This is a genomic window from Adhaeribacter aquaticus DSM 16391 (genome assembly GCF_000473365.1).
GTDB lineage: Bacteria > Bacteroidota > Bacteroidia > Cytophagales > Hymenobacteraceae > Adhaeribacter > Adhaeribacter aquaticus.
The window spans coordinates 1-12,766 of sequence record NZ_AXBK01000002.1 but is presented as its reverse complement, the minus strand read 5'-3'; the positions used below and the strand labels follow the sequence as shown (position 1 = coordinate 12,766).

Genomic DNA, 12,766 nt, shown 5'->3' with positions numbered 1-12,766 from the left:
TTTAAAAGTTGCAAAAACAGATTCTATTGGTTTAATAATTGTTTTACGATTAAATATAAATTCTGTGAATTGTTTTTATTAATAATCCTGTTGGGAGAACATAAAATAAACGGGGAATTAGAAAGAACCTGGAACTAATATATATTGAATTTCATTTGTTAGAGCAAATCCGGTACACTGGAATAAAATAAATTTTTTTGGATGGTAAATACATTTATCTTAATAATCTATGATGTTATCTGCTCTATTAGATCAATATAGTCAATCCAGTAAAAAAGTATTCTTCCTTTATAATATATTGACCCGGCAGTTTGATTATCTGAGCCCATCTATCAAATATCTGTGGGAAATTGAATCAGAACAAGTTTTACAGACTCCTGAATGGCTCCTTACTCGAATTGAGGAACAAGATAAAGAAGCCATTATGCAACGATTTAAGCAAGTGCGTCACGGGGCAGTTGCTAAAATTGAATTTAACCTCCGGTTTCCTGATAATCTCCTTAAGCAGGTGAAAGTAGATGCTCATCCGCTTTTAGATGCTAACGGTGCTTTTACTCAAATCATGGGCCAGGCCGAAGATGTTACGGATCAAACCAAATATCGGGAATTTCTCCTGGAATTTACTCGTAAGAAAGATAATGTCCTATTAATTGTGGCTCATGATTTACAAGGTCCGTTATCTATTATGAAGAGTGCAGTTAATTTGCTGGAGATGGACCATGCTATAAGCAATTATAGAGAACTTTCTACTTATACGGATATAATTAACACGGCTTATACTGACTGTACGAAGCTCATTAAGGAAGTCCTCCTGGACGAACATATCAAATCTGTTTCAACGCCTGTAAAAAGGGTACGGTTTGATGCTTTGGAAAAAGTAAAACAAACTGCCGAAACGTTTGTACGGTCTAAAGTGGTAAAAGCCGCCATACATATTCATAGTCCGGAAGAAAAAATCATGGTTGAACTAGATGAAATAAAGTTTACGCAAATTCTCAATAACCTGCTTACTAATTCTATTAAGTTCACGCCATCAGAAGGAACGATAACCATCACTTTGAGTACGCAAGGGACTAATTTACTACTAAAGCATGCCGATTCCGGAATTGGTATTCCTCAGGAGTTACAGCCTTATCTGTTTCAAAAGCATGATAACAGGGCTTCACGACGGGGCTTAAATGGAGAAGAATCGAATGGCATCGGTCTGTCCATTATTAAAGATTTAGTAGAGATACAAGGAGGTAACATTCAGGTAGAAAGTGAAGAAAATAAAGGCACTGCTTTTTATATTTCCTTCCCCTTAGCTAATATTTAAAAATTATTCTAACCTTAATTTAATCCGGAAATATTGTAAATCATTATTTTAGCTTTTGACGCGGAAGGCCAATAATCGTATGCAGTATCCAGACAATCTAATTCTTCTTAAACGAATTGGATTTTGTTTCAACCACCAATAATTCATTAAAATAAGCCTTTATATAAATTGATGAGCTCATATATGGAAGATTTTAACCTCGCTGCTTTCTCAAAATCTAAATAAATCAACTGTTGATTCAGGTTAAATTTACATTTGAGGATTTTGACCTGTTTTCTTTATCTGTAGGCTGAAGCAAAGCCTCGATCAGATAAAGTAGTAAGAGGAGCTTACTATCGGATCAAAAGTACCAATTATAAATGATAAACTAAAACATTGGAGGTATATTTAATCTTGGTATAAGGATTTATAAATACTTGTTCTATTTCATTTTTAGTACTTCCCCAGTTATCCCATTTGCCTAGAGTAATCGATATGTACTTATATTTGCCGGTATAAATCCTGCCTTATGGAAAAAGAAAGCCTCGAAATCATTCATGCCCGTTTCCCACAGTTGGAACCCTTATTGCTCCAGGAAATGGGTCAGGAGGGTACGATTAAACAACTTGGGCCGGGTGAGGAAGCCCTACGCACGGGACAATATATCCGTTCGACGGTATTGGTGTTAAATGGGCTGGTGAAAGTTTACCGGGAAGATGATGAAGGTAATGAGTTTTTAATGTACTACCTGGAAGAAGGAAGCGCCTGCGCCCTATCTATGATGTGTACCGCTAAAAATGAACAAAGCAAAGTATTGGCGAAAGCCGTAACCGATGCGGAAATTCTACTTTTACCGGCTCATTTATCCGAGCAATGGCTAGCCAAGTATAAAACCTGGTATAATTTTGTAATTGCCTCCTATCGCGAACGATTTGATGAACTATTGCAAACCCTCGATAGTGTGGCTTTTAAAGGCCTGGACGAGCGGCTGGTATTTTACCTGAAACGACATGTTAACGTGCAGGGTAAGGAAGTGCGTCTCTCCCACCAACAAATTGCCGATGAATTAAACACTTCTCGGGAAGTAATCTCACGTCTTCTAAAAAAGCTGGAGCAACACCAGGCTATTGTGCTGCACCGAAACTATATTGAAGTGCTTAATCTGGATGATTTTTGACTCATTTTGATTTAAAGACCGTAAAGAACTTCTAATATAGCATTTCTCTATCTACACTAATAAGTCTCCAGGTTACTGCTATTAAAAATTGAAAACGATGGAAATCCTTAAATTTAAAACCAATATTGCTACTGAATCTGCCTTGGCGGCAATAACTCCGGCTTTGCAGCGGTTAGAAAATATTAGCTCCTGGAAGGTAGATACGACCGTTGCAGAAAATATATTGAGCATTTCCGGCCAGGATATTAATCCGCAAGCAATTTTAAATGCTCTCCGGGAAGTTGGCTACCAGGCAGAACTTATGCGGGTTTTGGGACTTGGCGGAACAGATTTATAAAGATTAGTTAAAGCCCTGCCTTTCGAGAATAGGGTTTGCCTAATGCGCCTCTTGTTTGCGCTACTTACAGAGCGCTTATTACCTTTTGCAATTTTTGACTTACTTCTTGCGCCAGTGGTTGCAGTTGGTCATTTTCTACCGCAGCCATGGTTTCCATAGGATTGATAGCAGTAACCTCTACGCGCCCGGTTTCATGTTCCTGCACCAAAATATTACAAGGCAGCATTACTCCAATGTTGGCTTCTTTTTGAATAGCTTCAAAAGCCAGTTTCGGGTTGCAGGCCCCCAGTATTTTATAATTGCGAAAATCTACCCCTAACTTTTCCTTAAATTTATCTTTCAGGTTAATTTCGGTTATAATGCCGAAACCTTCGGCCTGCAAAGCACCTGTCACTTTTTCAATGGCTTCATCAAATGAAGTGCTTAAGATTTTACTGTTATGGTAGCTCATTATCTTTCTTTTTAGTTACGGCGAATCTCTATTTTAAGTAGCTTACATTTAATTTATACTTAGTGCCACTTTTAAAGTTTTAGTTTCAGCCCCACCTATACCAATTGGAATATTCTTGTTTTAGTATTCCAGGCCTTCCGATGGTTTTTTCTTAATTTATTTCCTTATGTGATACTTGTCACTGTACCGGCATACTCCAATACCGACATTTGCATAAAATTAGCACGAACGATACTGTCAACAATGGAAATATTAGGATATCTGGCCGCCTTATTAATTGGTTTATCTCTAGGCCTTACCGGTAGCGGCGGTTCTATATTAACTGTTCCTATCCTGGTTTATTTAATGGGTTTTAGCCCGGTTATGGCTACCTCTTACTCCTTATTTGTGGTGGGTACCACCAGTTTAGTAGGAGGTGCTAAGTTTTACCGCCAGGGGCTGGTAAATTTTAAAACGGTATTGCTGTTTGGCTTACCTTCCTTAATAGCAGTTTACCTAACCCGGAGTTATTTAATTCCCGCTATTCCAGCCCAAATTTTCACTGTGGGTCAATTAATCGTTACAAAGGAGTTGCTGCTGATGGTGCTGTTTGCTTTGCTGATGATCTTGGCCTCTTACAGCATGATTACTAAAAAATGTTGTCAGGATTGGAAAATTATTCAGCGGGAGAATATTAACTATGGATTAATTACACTTGAGGCCATAATTGTTGGACTAATATCGGGCATGGTAGGTGCCGGGGGCGGCTTCTTAATTATACCGGTCCTGGTAATTTTCCTGCGCCTGGATATGAAAATGGCCGTAGGTACATCCCTCTTTATTATTGCGGCGAACTCTTTAATTGGTTTTGTGGGAGATGTTTTTCATTACCAAATGGATTGGGAATTTCTCCTCTTATTTTCCGGGCTTTCTATTATAGGTATTTTCATCGGTTCGGCCTTTGCCGATAAAGTAGACAGCGAAAAATTAAAACGGGGATTTGGCTGGTTTGTGCTGGCCATGGGTATTTACATCTTAATCAAAGAACTTTTTCTTTAAAAAAAACGGTGCGTGACTAATGTCACTGACAGAGAAAGCGATAGTGCCGAATTTTGTATGGTAATTAATAAGGAAGCATAAAATTTAAAATAAAAATAAAGCAATCATGAAAATAGAACAGATTTATACCGGATGTTTAGCCCAGGGTGCTTATTACATCCAATCAGGTAACGAAGCCGCTATCATCGACCCTTTACGGGAAGTAGGCCCTTACCTGGAGAAAGCAACCGCTAACGGTGCTACAATTAAATATGTGTTCGAAACGCACTTTCACGCGGACTTTGTTTCGGGCCACGTTGATTTATCAAAACAATCCGGGGCACCCATTATTTACGGTCCGAATGCAAACCCCACCTTTGAGGCGCATATTGCCCAGGATGGCGAGGTATTTAAAGTAGGTGACATTCAAATAAAAGTATTGCATACCCCCGGCCATACCATGGAATCAACTTCTTATTTATTATTGGATGAGCAGGGCAAAGAAACCGCTTTATTCTCCGGCGACACCTTGTTTATCGGGGATGTTGGCCGGCCGGATTTAGCCCAGAAAGCAGGCAATATTACCCAGGAAGACCTAGCTAGTACCTTGTTCGATTCTTTGCGGAATAAAATTATGTCTTTGCCGGATGATGTAATTGTGTATCCGGCTCATGGGGCGGGCTCTGCTTGTGGCAAAAACATGAGTAAAGAAACCACCGATACGCTGGGAAATCAGAAAAAGACGAACTATGCCTTACGGGCGGATATGACACGGGAAGAATTTATTAAAGAGGTTACTGATGGCTTAACGCAGCCGCCAGCCTATTTTCCGCTCAACGTAAAGATGAACCGGGAAGGCTACGAAAGTTTTGATAATGTTTTAAGCCAGGGTACCCAGGCCTTAACACCTGAAGCATTTGAAGCAGCGGCCAATGAAACTGGAGCCCTGATTCTGGATACCCGTGACCCGCAAACGTTTGCCCAGGGCTTTGTACCTAATTCCATAAATATTGGCATCGATGGCAGCTTTGCTCCGTGGGTAGGTGCCTTAATTCCGGATATTCAGCAGCAAATATTAATCATCGCCGAGGAAGGGCGGGAAGAAGAAGTGGTTACCCGTTTGGCGCGCGTGGGCTACGATTATGCCATTGGGTATTTACAGGGCGGAATTGCTGCCTGGAAAGCAGCTGGTAAAGAAGTAGACCAGATTGAATCTGTAACCGCGGAAGAATTGGCAACCAGAATTAACCAAGGCGGTGAAGTAAATATTCTGGATGTGCGCAAGGATACCGAGCATTATGCCGAACACGTAATCGGGGCCGAAAATATTGCGCTGGATTATATAAACGAAAATTTAAGTCAGGTTGATAAAAACAAAACCTATTACGTGCATTGTGCCGGAGGTTACCGCTCCATGATTTTTAATTCCATTATGCGGGCCCGGGGCTATGATAACCTGATTGATGTACAAGGCGGATTTAAAGCTATAAAAGAATCTGAAAAAGTGCCGGTAAGTGCTTACGTGTGCCCCAGCACCATGAAGTAATCGAAACGGATTAGAGAAATTTATTAAAGTATTAAAAAGATGTTTGGAAATATGTTTGGGCGGAAAGAAAGTGATTTAAGCGGATCTGCATTTAAAGTGCTGTTTACTTCTACTAAAAATGCAGTGCTGTTAGATGTGCGTACCCCCGGTGAATTTGCCGGTGGTACCCTACCGGCCGCGGAAAATATGGATGTCATGTCTGCTGATTTTAAAAATAGGTTAAAAAAACTAAGCTCCCAGAAAATTTACTTTATGTTCTGCCGAAGCGGCAACCGCAGTGGTAGTGCCGTGGCTCAGCTAACGGAGCAGGGATTAAAAGCCTATAATTTAGAAGGCGGTATAAGTGCCTGGCCCCGGAATTAACCGGGGCCATTACAATTAATGACTAAAAGCAAATGATATGGAAACGCTTAAAATATTAATTCCGGTAGATTTTTCCCCTACTTTTCAATATGCCGCAGCCATGGCCGAATTGATTCGGAATAGCCGTCCGGTTGAACTCTACTTATTGCATGTGGTTCCGGCAACCGGCAATGCAGAAGATTTAGAAGATGCCGGGAAGGCGGTATATAAACAAATAGAAGCTGCTCATAAATGGTTTGCCGCCTTACCCGCCAAATTCAACTTTAAGAGCTTTGTAAAAGTAGGGCCGGTAACCGAAACCATTAATCAGTTTACAATTGAAATTGGGGCCGACCTGGTTATCATGGGTACCAAAGGGGCCGACGGTTTACTCGAATTTATTTCCGGTTCCGAAGCCCAGCATGTTGCCCGGAATTCATCGATGCCGGTTTTAACGGTGCAAGGGTCTTACTTACCGGCCAGGTTCCAGCATATCCTATTGGTCAGTGATTTTGAAGAAGCAATGCCGGTACTGCCTTTAGCTTTGATAAAAGCACTGGTTGCACCGGGCGGAACCATACACTTATTACATATTTTAAAACCGCATGAGTTCTCCCAAGCCGAATCCATTATAGAGAAGATGCAGGTTTTTGCCAAACAAAATCAATTGGAAAATATGGAATTGCATTTACATCAGGAGCATAAAGTGGACCAAGGTGTTTATCAATTTAATAAAGACCATCAAATGGATTTGGTTTGCCTGGGTACGCACGCGCGCAAAGGTTTAAACCATTTGTTACACGGCAGTATTGCCGAGCGGCTCATCAACCATTGTTCTAAACCGGTACTTACGTATCATTTATAAATAAATTATGCTTGAATTATTGAAACAGCCCTGGCCCTGGTATATTTCCGGAGCGGCCATTGCTTTTATTATGATTTTATTATTGGTGTATGGCAAATCATTCGGCGTATCGGCTAACCTGCGTACCCTGTGTACCATCGCCGGGGCGGGTAAAAAGGTTAAATTCTTTGATTTTGACTGGAAAACCCAAAAATGGAATCTCCTGTTTCTGTTAGGTTCTATTTTAGGTGGCGTTGTAGCTTCTACTTTGCTTAAAAGTGATGAACCCTTGCAACTATCAGCGGCCACAATTAGCGACTTAAAAGAGTTAGGAATTGCATTCGATGGCGGCTTAAACCCTTCTCAGCTTTTCGGACCGGATTTTATTACTTCTCCCAAGGGTTTCCTGATTTTATTAATTGGAGGCATTTTAGTTGGTTTTGGGGCTCGGTATGCCGGTGGTTGTACTTCCGGCCATGCCATTAGTGGGTTATCTAACTTACAAATACCTTCTCTGGTGGCCGTAGTGGGCTTTTTCATCGGGGGCTTAATCATGACGCATTTTATATTACCCTTAATTTTTTAAGCTATGAAAGGATTAAAATTTATTATAGCCGGATTGTTGTTTGGGATTATTATGGCCAAATCAGAAGCCATATCCTGGTACCGGATTCAGGAAATGTTTCGTTTCCAATCCTTCCACATGTACGGTATCATTGGGGCCGCCGTAGTGCTGGGAGTTGTAGCCGTTTATCTGATTAAAAAATTTAAAATAAGAGATATTCAAGGCAATGTCATTGCCTTTCAGGATAAGGACCGTACCTGGCCCCGGTATATCATTGGCGGCACTATTTTCGGATTAGGCTGGGCCTTAACCGGGGCTTGTCCCGGGCCTATGTTTGTGAATGTTGGTTACGGCTATTGGGCCATGCTTGTAGTAATATTTGGCGCGCTGATGGGTACCTATTTTTATGGATTGCTGAAAGATAAAATTCCGCACTAGGTTCATCTTTCAGGATAGAATATTTGTTAAAATCTCACATCAAATGTCCTTCTAATAAGTTCATTTCTTTATTTTATATGAATAATATAAAGCAAATCATAAATAAAGTACCAGGATGGATATATACGTTGCTCATTGTTGGTATTCTGTACGCTAAGGGTTTGCATACCCAGGTTATCGGGCAGATGCAGCGCGTCATTTTGGTTACCGGCCTTATAAAACCCAAGTTACCTGGGCCATCACCCGAAACCGCTCTAAAAAATACCGAAAGCGTTCCCAAACCGGCAGCAAGTCCCACTTATCCGGCAGCCGACTTAGATTTTACGGTAAAAACGTTAAGCGGAGAAACGGTTAGTATGGAATCGTTGAAAGGTAAAGTAATTTTTATGAACATGTGGGCAACCTGGTGCCCGCCCTGCATTGCTGAAATGCCCAGTATTCAGAACTTGTACGAAAAAGTAAAATCAAATAAAATTGCCTTTGTCATGGTTTCATTGGACCAGGACCCGGCCAAGGCGCAGAAATTTATTCAGCGCATGGGTTTTACTTTTCCGGTTTACACCCCGGAAGGTTACATGCCGGCTCAGTTTGGTGCTGGTAATGTAATACCAACTACTTATGTTATCTCTCCGGAGGGTCAGGTGGTTGTACAAAAGGATGGTATGGCGGAGTATGACACCGAGGAATTTAGGAACTTCCTAATTAACCTGGCCACTAAAGCGATTTAAGTTACTTTAAGAAAAGTAAAAAACTTCAAAACGAGTTGAAGCAAAAGGTGGAAACTAAATCAATAAAACTGGGATTGCGGGAGAATTGGCAACAATTTGCCTGGTTAGTATTGGTTACCGGGTTTGTAGGCGGTATGGTAGGCATGGAGCGTACCTTACTGCCCCAATTAGCGGAATCGGTTTTCCATATTGCTTCTACCTCGGCGGTTTTATCGTTTATCGTAGCATTTGGTATCACCAAAGCCATTACTAATTACTTTACCGGCGCACTGGCCAATAAGCTGGGTCGGCGTAACTTATTAATTATCGGCTGGGTAATTGGTTTGCCTATTCCCTGGATACTGATGTATACCCACTCTTGGAACCTGGTTGTCCTGGCTAATATTTTGTTGGGATTAAACCAGGGCTTAACCTGGTCGAGTACGGTGGTTATGAAAATGGATTTAGTTGGGGAGAAAAACCGGGGAATGGCTATGGGGCTGAATGAATTTGCCGGCTACCTGGCTGTTGGACTGGTTGCCTTACTCACTGCTTATTTGGCCTCCCGTTTCGGCCTGCGCCCCTACCCATTTATGATAGGCGTAGTCTTTTCGGTATTGGGTTTACTGGTTAGCCTTTTTATTATTAAAGATACCCAATTCCATGTGGCGGCAGCTAAAGTAGCAGATAACTTGCAATTACGCCGGGTATTTTGGGACACGACTCTCTTTAATCGTAATCTGAGCGCCGTAACCCAGGCGGGTTTAGTCAATAACTTAAATGATGGGATGGCCTGGGGATTATTGCCGGTTTTACTGGCCAACCGGGGATTGCATCTGACAGAAATAGGGCTAGTAACCGCCATTTATCCGGGTGTCTGGGGAATCGGACAATTGTTTACCGGGCGTCTAGCGGACTTCGTTTCACGCAAAAGTTTACTTTTCTGGGGGATGTTGTTGCAAGGAATTTCCCTGATGTTATTGGTTTGGGCCACTTCCTTAAATCAATTTATAATGATTTCATTCTTTCTGGGTTTAGGTACGGCCCTGGTTTATCCTACTTTTATGATTGCCATTTCAGAAAATACGAATCCGGCGCAGCGGCCTGAAAGTCTGGGCGTTTTTCGGTTATGGCGCGATTTAGGATACGCAATTGGAGCCTTACTCACCGGTGTTTTATTAGCTTATTCGGGGGTGTCAGCAACGATATTCGCCATTGCTGGTTTTACCGTGTTTTCTGCTTTAGTTATCCAGTTTCGGATGCAACAAACGCCCGACGTTCTACCGGTGCCACACCCTACCGGATTATCTATTTAACCAATCTCATTTTAAAATATGAAGCCAAAAAAGAAGCCTTTATTTTTCCTCGCGTTTATCTTGTTTTCGCCTTTAACTATTTGCTTAAGCTGTCAGACGAAGGCTGAACAAACTACATCTGAACAAACGCCAGCCGGTCAGATTACGGCGGGCTCTCCTGTAAAAGAAATCAATAGCCAGGAAGCAAAAAAGATTTTAGAGCAACAGCCGGGAACCATCATTTTGGATGTACGGACACCCCAGGAATATGCGGCCGGCCATTTGAAAAAAGCGCGTTTGTTTAATTTATATGCGCCGGATTTCACCAGTCAAATCAGCCGGTTAGACCCTGCTAAAACCTACTTGGTTTATTGTGCCGTCGGGGGGCGTAGTCAACAGGCAACGAATATATTAAAGCAAAAAGGCTTTAACCATATTTACGATGCCAGCCAGGGATTTAACGCTTTAAAAGCAGCGGGCATACCTACCGAATAATTAATTTATCAGTTTAACCAGATTTTCTATATGCGATTCTTCTTTCTATTATTTCTGTCTGTTTGGGCCATTAATTTCTCAGTTGATGCCCAGGCAAAAAAAGCTCCGGGTACAAAAGTGCAAACTGTCAAACCGCAGGTGCACCGGGTGGTATATGATGTTACTAATGCCGATACGACCACCCAGGCGGCCCTTATCCGGCAGTTAAACAACCTGAAACGCGTATGGCCAACGTCCCAGGTTGAAGTAGTGGTGCATGGGAAAGGATTGGATTTGGTGCTGGCTCAAAAGTCTTATAAAACCGGTGCAATAAAAGAACTGCAACAGAAAGGCGTGGTATTTGCCGCTTGTGAAAATACCATGCGGTTCCGCAAAGTGTCGGTTACCGACCTTTTACCAGGTGTTATTACCGTGCAGATGGGCGTGGGCGAAATAATCATGAAGCAGGAACAGGGCTGGAGTTATATAAAATATTAAAAGCAAAATGAGCAATGGATAAGTATTGGCAGCTATTCGTCCGGTCATTTACTGATTACGGGGGGTATTTAGGCCGGGAAATTTTACAGCCCAGCTGGGGCAATTATTTTTACTGGTTAATAGGTCTGTCGCTTTTCTTTTGGCTGCTGGAAATTTTTATGCCCTGGCGGCAGCATCAGGCCAAAATCCGGCAGGATTTCTGGCTCGATGGCTTTTACATGTTCTTTAATTTTTTCCTGTTTTCGCTGGTAGGGTTTAATGCCATTTCCAATATTGGGGATCAGGCTTTTAATGATTTCCTGTCCCTGTTCGGCTTAAAGAATATTGTAGCATTCGAAATTCAATCGTGGCCAGTCTGGGCGCAATTGCTTACCTTATTTATAGTCCGCGATTTTATTCAATGGAATGTACACCGGCTTTTACACCGGGTAGAATTTCTGTGGGAATTCCATAAAGTCCATCATTCCGTGCAGCAGATGGGTTTTGCGGCGCACCTGCGGTTTCACTGGATGGAAACAGTAGTTTACCGGACCTTAGAATACATACCCTTAGCCATGATTGGTTTCGGCATTCAGGATTTTTTCCTGGTGCATATTTTTGCCACCGCTATCGGACACTTTAACCATTCTAATTTCAGGTTTCCGCTGGGTCCGTTCCGGTATCTTTTTAACAACCCGCAAATGCATATCTGGCACCATGCCAAACACATGCCGCACCGGTACGGCGCTAATTATGGCATTAGTTTAAGTATTTGGGATTATATTTTCCGCACCGCTTATCTGCCGGAAGATGGTCGGGATATTGAGTTGGGTTTTGAAGAAGTAGAGAATTACCCGAATACTTTTAAGGAACAGCAATTACACCCTTTCATTAAAAAAATAGCCCCGAGTGATGTTAAATCATAATTAGTCCTTATCTCTGATTAAACTTAACTAAGTAAGATTAAGTATAATCTGCGTTAAACAAATTTGTTCGGCTTATGTTTAAAAAAATATTTAAGTCCCTGCTATTTGTCTTTTTGTTTTTTGGGGTGCATGGCCCTGCCTGGGCATGTCTTTCCTGTAACCGTCCCTTACAGGTTTCAGTTTTTGATGCTAATTTCTGGAAGAATTCTTTTTATATGATTTTGCCTTTCCTGCTAATTGGCGCTATTATTTTCAGAATCTATAAACTCAAATAATTTTCATCTAAAATTAATGATTTATGGCTCCCACTTCAGAATACCAGCAACAGCCGGTTAGTCGGTCCGGTCCAATCATTGCCGCTACTACTTTAATTGGGGTAGGTATGGGCGGCTTTGTCGATGGCATTATTTTACACCAGATTTTGCAGTGGCATAATATGGTTTCTGCTAAGTTGCCACCGGATACTTTGCTGAATGCAAAAACCAATATGTTCTGGGATGGCATGTTTCATGCTGGCGTTTGGGTAGTCACTATGATTGGGATTGTGCTGTTATGGAATGCCGTTAAAAACCGGTCTGTTAATTTATCTAACAAAATATTGATAGGAGGTTTTTTATTTGGCTGGGCTATATTTAATTTAGTAGAAGGCGTTATCGACCACCATTTACTGGTGCTCCACAATGTCAGGGAGATAAGCACCAGTCCTTCCAGTTGGAATTTTGGTTTTTTGGGTGGTTCTGTGATTATGCTCTTGATAGGTTGGATGCTGATTAACAAGGGCCGTAAATCTGCTTTTACAACTTAAATCTTTTATTTAAAGCCTTAAGAACTTTTGAATAGTAGCTTAAACCAGTTTTATTTAAGCTGGAAGAGGCG

At 41.5% G+C, this 12,766-nt stretch carries 16 protein-coding genes; 15 read left to right on the top strand and 1 reads right to left on the bottom strand.

The window, feature by feature from the left end; translation table 11 throughout:
• The first annotated feature begins 229 nt into the window (after window positions 1-229).
• The 3 genes from ADHAQ_RS0100730 to ADHAQ_RS0100720 all read left to right on the top strand — a co-directional run bounded on the left by ADHAQ_RS0100730 (window position 230) and on the right by ADHAQ_RS0100720 (window position 2,808).
• Complete coding sequence (locus tag ADHAQ_RS0100730; protein WP_084523680.1) at window positions 230-1,315, top strand: PAS domain-containing sensor histidine kinase; 1,086 nt, start codon at window positions 230-232, stop codon at window positions 1,313-1,315.
• Between the two features lie 508 nt (window positions 1,316-1,823).
• Window positions 1,824-2,471, top strand: a complete 648-nt coding sequence (locus ADHAQ_RS0100725) for a Crp/Fnr family transcriptional regulator (RefSeq protein WP_026461301.1) — start codon at window positions 1,824-1,826, stop codon at window positions 2,469-2,471.
• Window positions 2,472-2,568: 97 nt separating this feature from the next.
• The gene (locus ADHAQ_RS0100720) at window positions 2,569-2,808 is read left to right on the top strand and encodes a heavy-metal-associated domain-containing protein (protein ID WP_026461300.1); all 240 of its coding nucleotides are present in this window, start codon (window positions 2,569-2,571) and stop codon (window positions 2,806-2,808) included.
• 64 nt (window positions 2,809-2,872) lie between these two features.
• On the opposite strand, the gene ADHAQ_RS0100715 is transcribed toward ADHAQ_RS0100720, so the two are convergent.
• Window positions 2,873-3,259, bottom strand: a complete 387-nt coding sequence (locus ADHAQ_RS0100715) for a DUF302 domain-containing protein (protein WP_026461299.1) — start codon at window positions 3,257-3,259, stop codon at window positions 2,873-2,875.
• Between the two features lie 243 nt (window positions 3,260-3,502).
• Here ADHAQ_RS0100715 and ADHAQ_RS0100710 point away from each other — a divergent pair, with 243 nt between their 5' ends.
• From ADHAQ_RS0100710 to ADHAQ_RS0100650, 12 genes are all read left to right on the top strand, one after another.
• A complete protein-coding gene (locus ADHAQ_RS0100710) occupies window positions 3,503-4,297 on the top strand; it encodes a sulfite exporter TauE/SafE family protein (RefSeq protein ID WP_026461298.1) in 795 nt (264 codons plus the stop codon).
• Between the two features lie 106 nt (window positions 4,298-4,403).
• Window positions 4,404-5,822 (top strand): MBL fold metallo-hydrolase, encoded by a 1,419-nt coding sequence (locus ADHAQ_RS0100705; protein WP_026461297.1) that lies wholly within the window; start codon window positions 4,404-4,406, stop codon window positions 5,820-5,822.
• A gap of 39 nt (window positions 5,823-5,861) precedes the next feature.
• Window positions 5,862-6,185: a rhodanese-like domain-containing protein gene (locus tag ADHAQ_RS0100700; RefSeq protein ID WP_026461296.1), complete on the top strand. Its 324-nt coding sequence runs from the start codon at window positions 5,862-5,864 to the stop codon at window positions 6,183-6,185.
• 37 nt (window positions 6,186-6,222) lie between these two features.
• Window positions 6,223-7,029, top strand: coding sequence for a universal stress protein (locus ADHAQ_RS0100695; RefSeq protein WP_026461295.1), 807 nt, complete (start codon window positions 6,223-6,225; stop codon window positions 7,027-7,029).
• Between the two features lie 7 nt (window positions 7,030-7,036).
• A complete protein-coding gene (locus ADHAQ_RS0100690) occupies window positions 7,037-7,594 on the top strand; it encodes a YeeE/YedE family protein (protein WP_026461294.1) in 558 nt (185 codons plus the stop codon).
• A 3-nt stretch (window positions 7,595-7,597) separates the two neighbouring features.
• Complete coding sequence (locus ADHAQ_RS0100685; RefSeq protein ID WP_026461293.1) at window positions 7,598-8,011, top strand: DUF6691 family protein; 414 nt, start codon at window positions 7,598-7,600, stop codon at window positions 8,009-8,011.
• Between the two features lie 77 nt (window positions 8,012-8,088).
• Window positions 8,089-8,739: a TlpA family protein disulfide reductase gene (locus tag ADHAQ_RS0100680; RefSeq protein WP_051359617.1), complete on the top strand. Its 651-nt coding sequence runs from the start codon at window positions 8,089-8,091 to the stop codon at window positions 8,737-8,739.
• 35 nt (window positions 8,740-8,774) lie between these two features.
• Complete coding sequence (locus tag ADHAQ_RS24060) at window positions 8,775-10,034, top strand: MFS transporter (RefSeq protein ID WP_245590557.1); 1,260 nt, start codon at window positions 8,775-8,777, stop codon at window positions 10,032-10,034.
• A gap of 18 nt (window positions 10,035-10,052) precedes the next feature.
• Entirely contained in the window at window positions 10,053-10,508 is a 456-nt protein-coding gene (locus tag ADHAQ_RS24055) for a rhodanese-like domain-containing protein (protein ID WP_051359616.1), read from the top strand.
• Window positions 10,509-10,538: 30 nt separating this feature from the next.
• Window positions 10,539-10,985, top strand: a complete 447-nt coding sequence (locus ADHAQ_RS0100665) for a DsrE family protein (RefSeq protein WP_051359615.1) — start codon at window positions 10,539-10,541, stop codon at window positions 10,983-10,985.
• A 14-nt stretch (window positions 10,986-10,999) separates the two neighbouring features.
• Window positions 11,000-11,890 (top strand): sterol desaturase family protein, encoded by an 891-nt coding sequence (locus tag ADHAQ_RS0100660; RefSeq protein ID WP_026461290.1) that lies wholly within the window; start codon window positions 11,000-11,002, stop codon window positions 11,888-11,890.
• A gap of 298 nt (window positions 11,891-12,188) precedes the next feature.
• Window positions 12,189-12,695 carry a DUF2243 domain-containing protein gene (locus ADHAQ_RS0100650; RefSeq protein ID WP_026461288.1) on the top strand — a complete coding sequence of 169 codons (507 nt, stop codon included), beginning with the start codon at window positions 12,189-12,191 and terminating at the stop codon, window positions 12,693-12,695.
• Window positions 12,696-12,766 lie beyond the last annotated feature (71 nt).

Excerpts from the sequence above, each read along its gene's own strand:
- ADHAQ_RS0100700 (WP_026461296.1), top strand. The coding sequence starts at position 5,862 with ATGTTTGGAAATATGTTTGGGCGGAAAGAAAGTGATTTAAGCGGATCT.
- ADHAQ_RS0100665 (WP_051359615.1), top strand. The coding sequence starts at position 10,539 with ATGCGATTCTTCTTTCTATTATTTCTGTCTGTTTGGGCCATTAATTTC.
- ADHAQ_RS0100730 (WP_084523680.1), top strand. The coding sequence starts at position 230 with ATGATGTTATCTGCTCTATTAGATCAATATAGTCAATCCAGTAAAAAA.
- ADHAQ_RS0100680 (WP_051359617.1), top strand. The coding sequence starts at position 8,089 with ATGAATAATATAAAGCAAATCATAAATAAAGTACCAGGATGGATATAT.
- ADHAQ_RS0100695 (WP_026461295.1), top strand. The coding sequence starts at position 6,223 with ATGGAAACGCTTAAAATATTAATTCCGGTAGATTTTTCCCCTACTTTT.
- ADHAQ_RS0100650 (WP_026461288.1), top strand. The coding sequence starts at position 12,189 with ATGGCTCCCACTTCAGAATACCAGCAACAGCCGGTTAGTCGGTCCGGT.
- ADHAQ_RS0100660 (WP_026461290.1), top strand. The coding sequence starts at position 11,000 with ATGGATAAGTATTGGCAGCTATTCGTCCGGTCATTTACTGATTACGGG.
- ADHAQ_RS24055 (WP_051359616.1), top strand. The coding sequence starts at position 10,053 with ATGAAGCCAAAAAAGAAGCCTTTATTTTTCCTCGCGTTTATCTTGTTT.
- ADHAQ_RS0100685 (WP_026461293.1), top strand. The coding sequence starts at position 7,598 with ATGAAAGGATTAAAATTTATTATAGCCGGATTGTTGTTTGGGATTATT.
- ADHAQ_RS0100690 (WP_026461294.1), top strand. The coding sequence starts at position 7,037 with ATGCTTGAATTATTGAAACAGCCCTGGCCCTGGTATATTTCCGGAGCG.
- ADHAQ_RS0100725 (WP_026461301.1), top strand. The coding sequence starts at position 1,824 with ATGGAAAAAGAAAGCCTCGAAATCATTCATGCCCGTTTCCCACAGTTG.
- ADHAQ_RS0100710 (WP_026461298.1), top strand. The coding sequence starts at position 3,503 with ATGGAAATATTAGGATATCTGGCCGCCTTATTAATTGGTTTATCTCTA.
- ADHAQ_RS0100720 (WP_026461300.1), top strand. The coding sequence starts at position 2,569 with ATGGAAATCCTTAAATTTAAAACCAATATTGCTACTGAATCTGCCTTG.
- ADHAQ_RS0100705 (WP_026461297.1), top strand. The coding sequence starts at position 4,404 with ATGAAAATAGAACAGATTTATACCGGATGTTTAGCCCAGGGTGCTTAT.
- ADHAQ_RS0100715 (WP_026461299.1), bottom strand. The coding sequence starts at position 3,259 with ATGAGCTACCATAACAGTAAAATCTTAAGCACTTCATTTGATGAAGCC.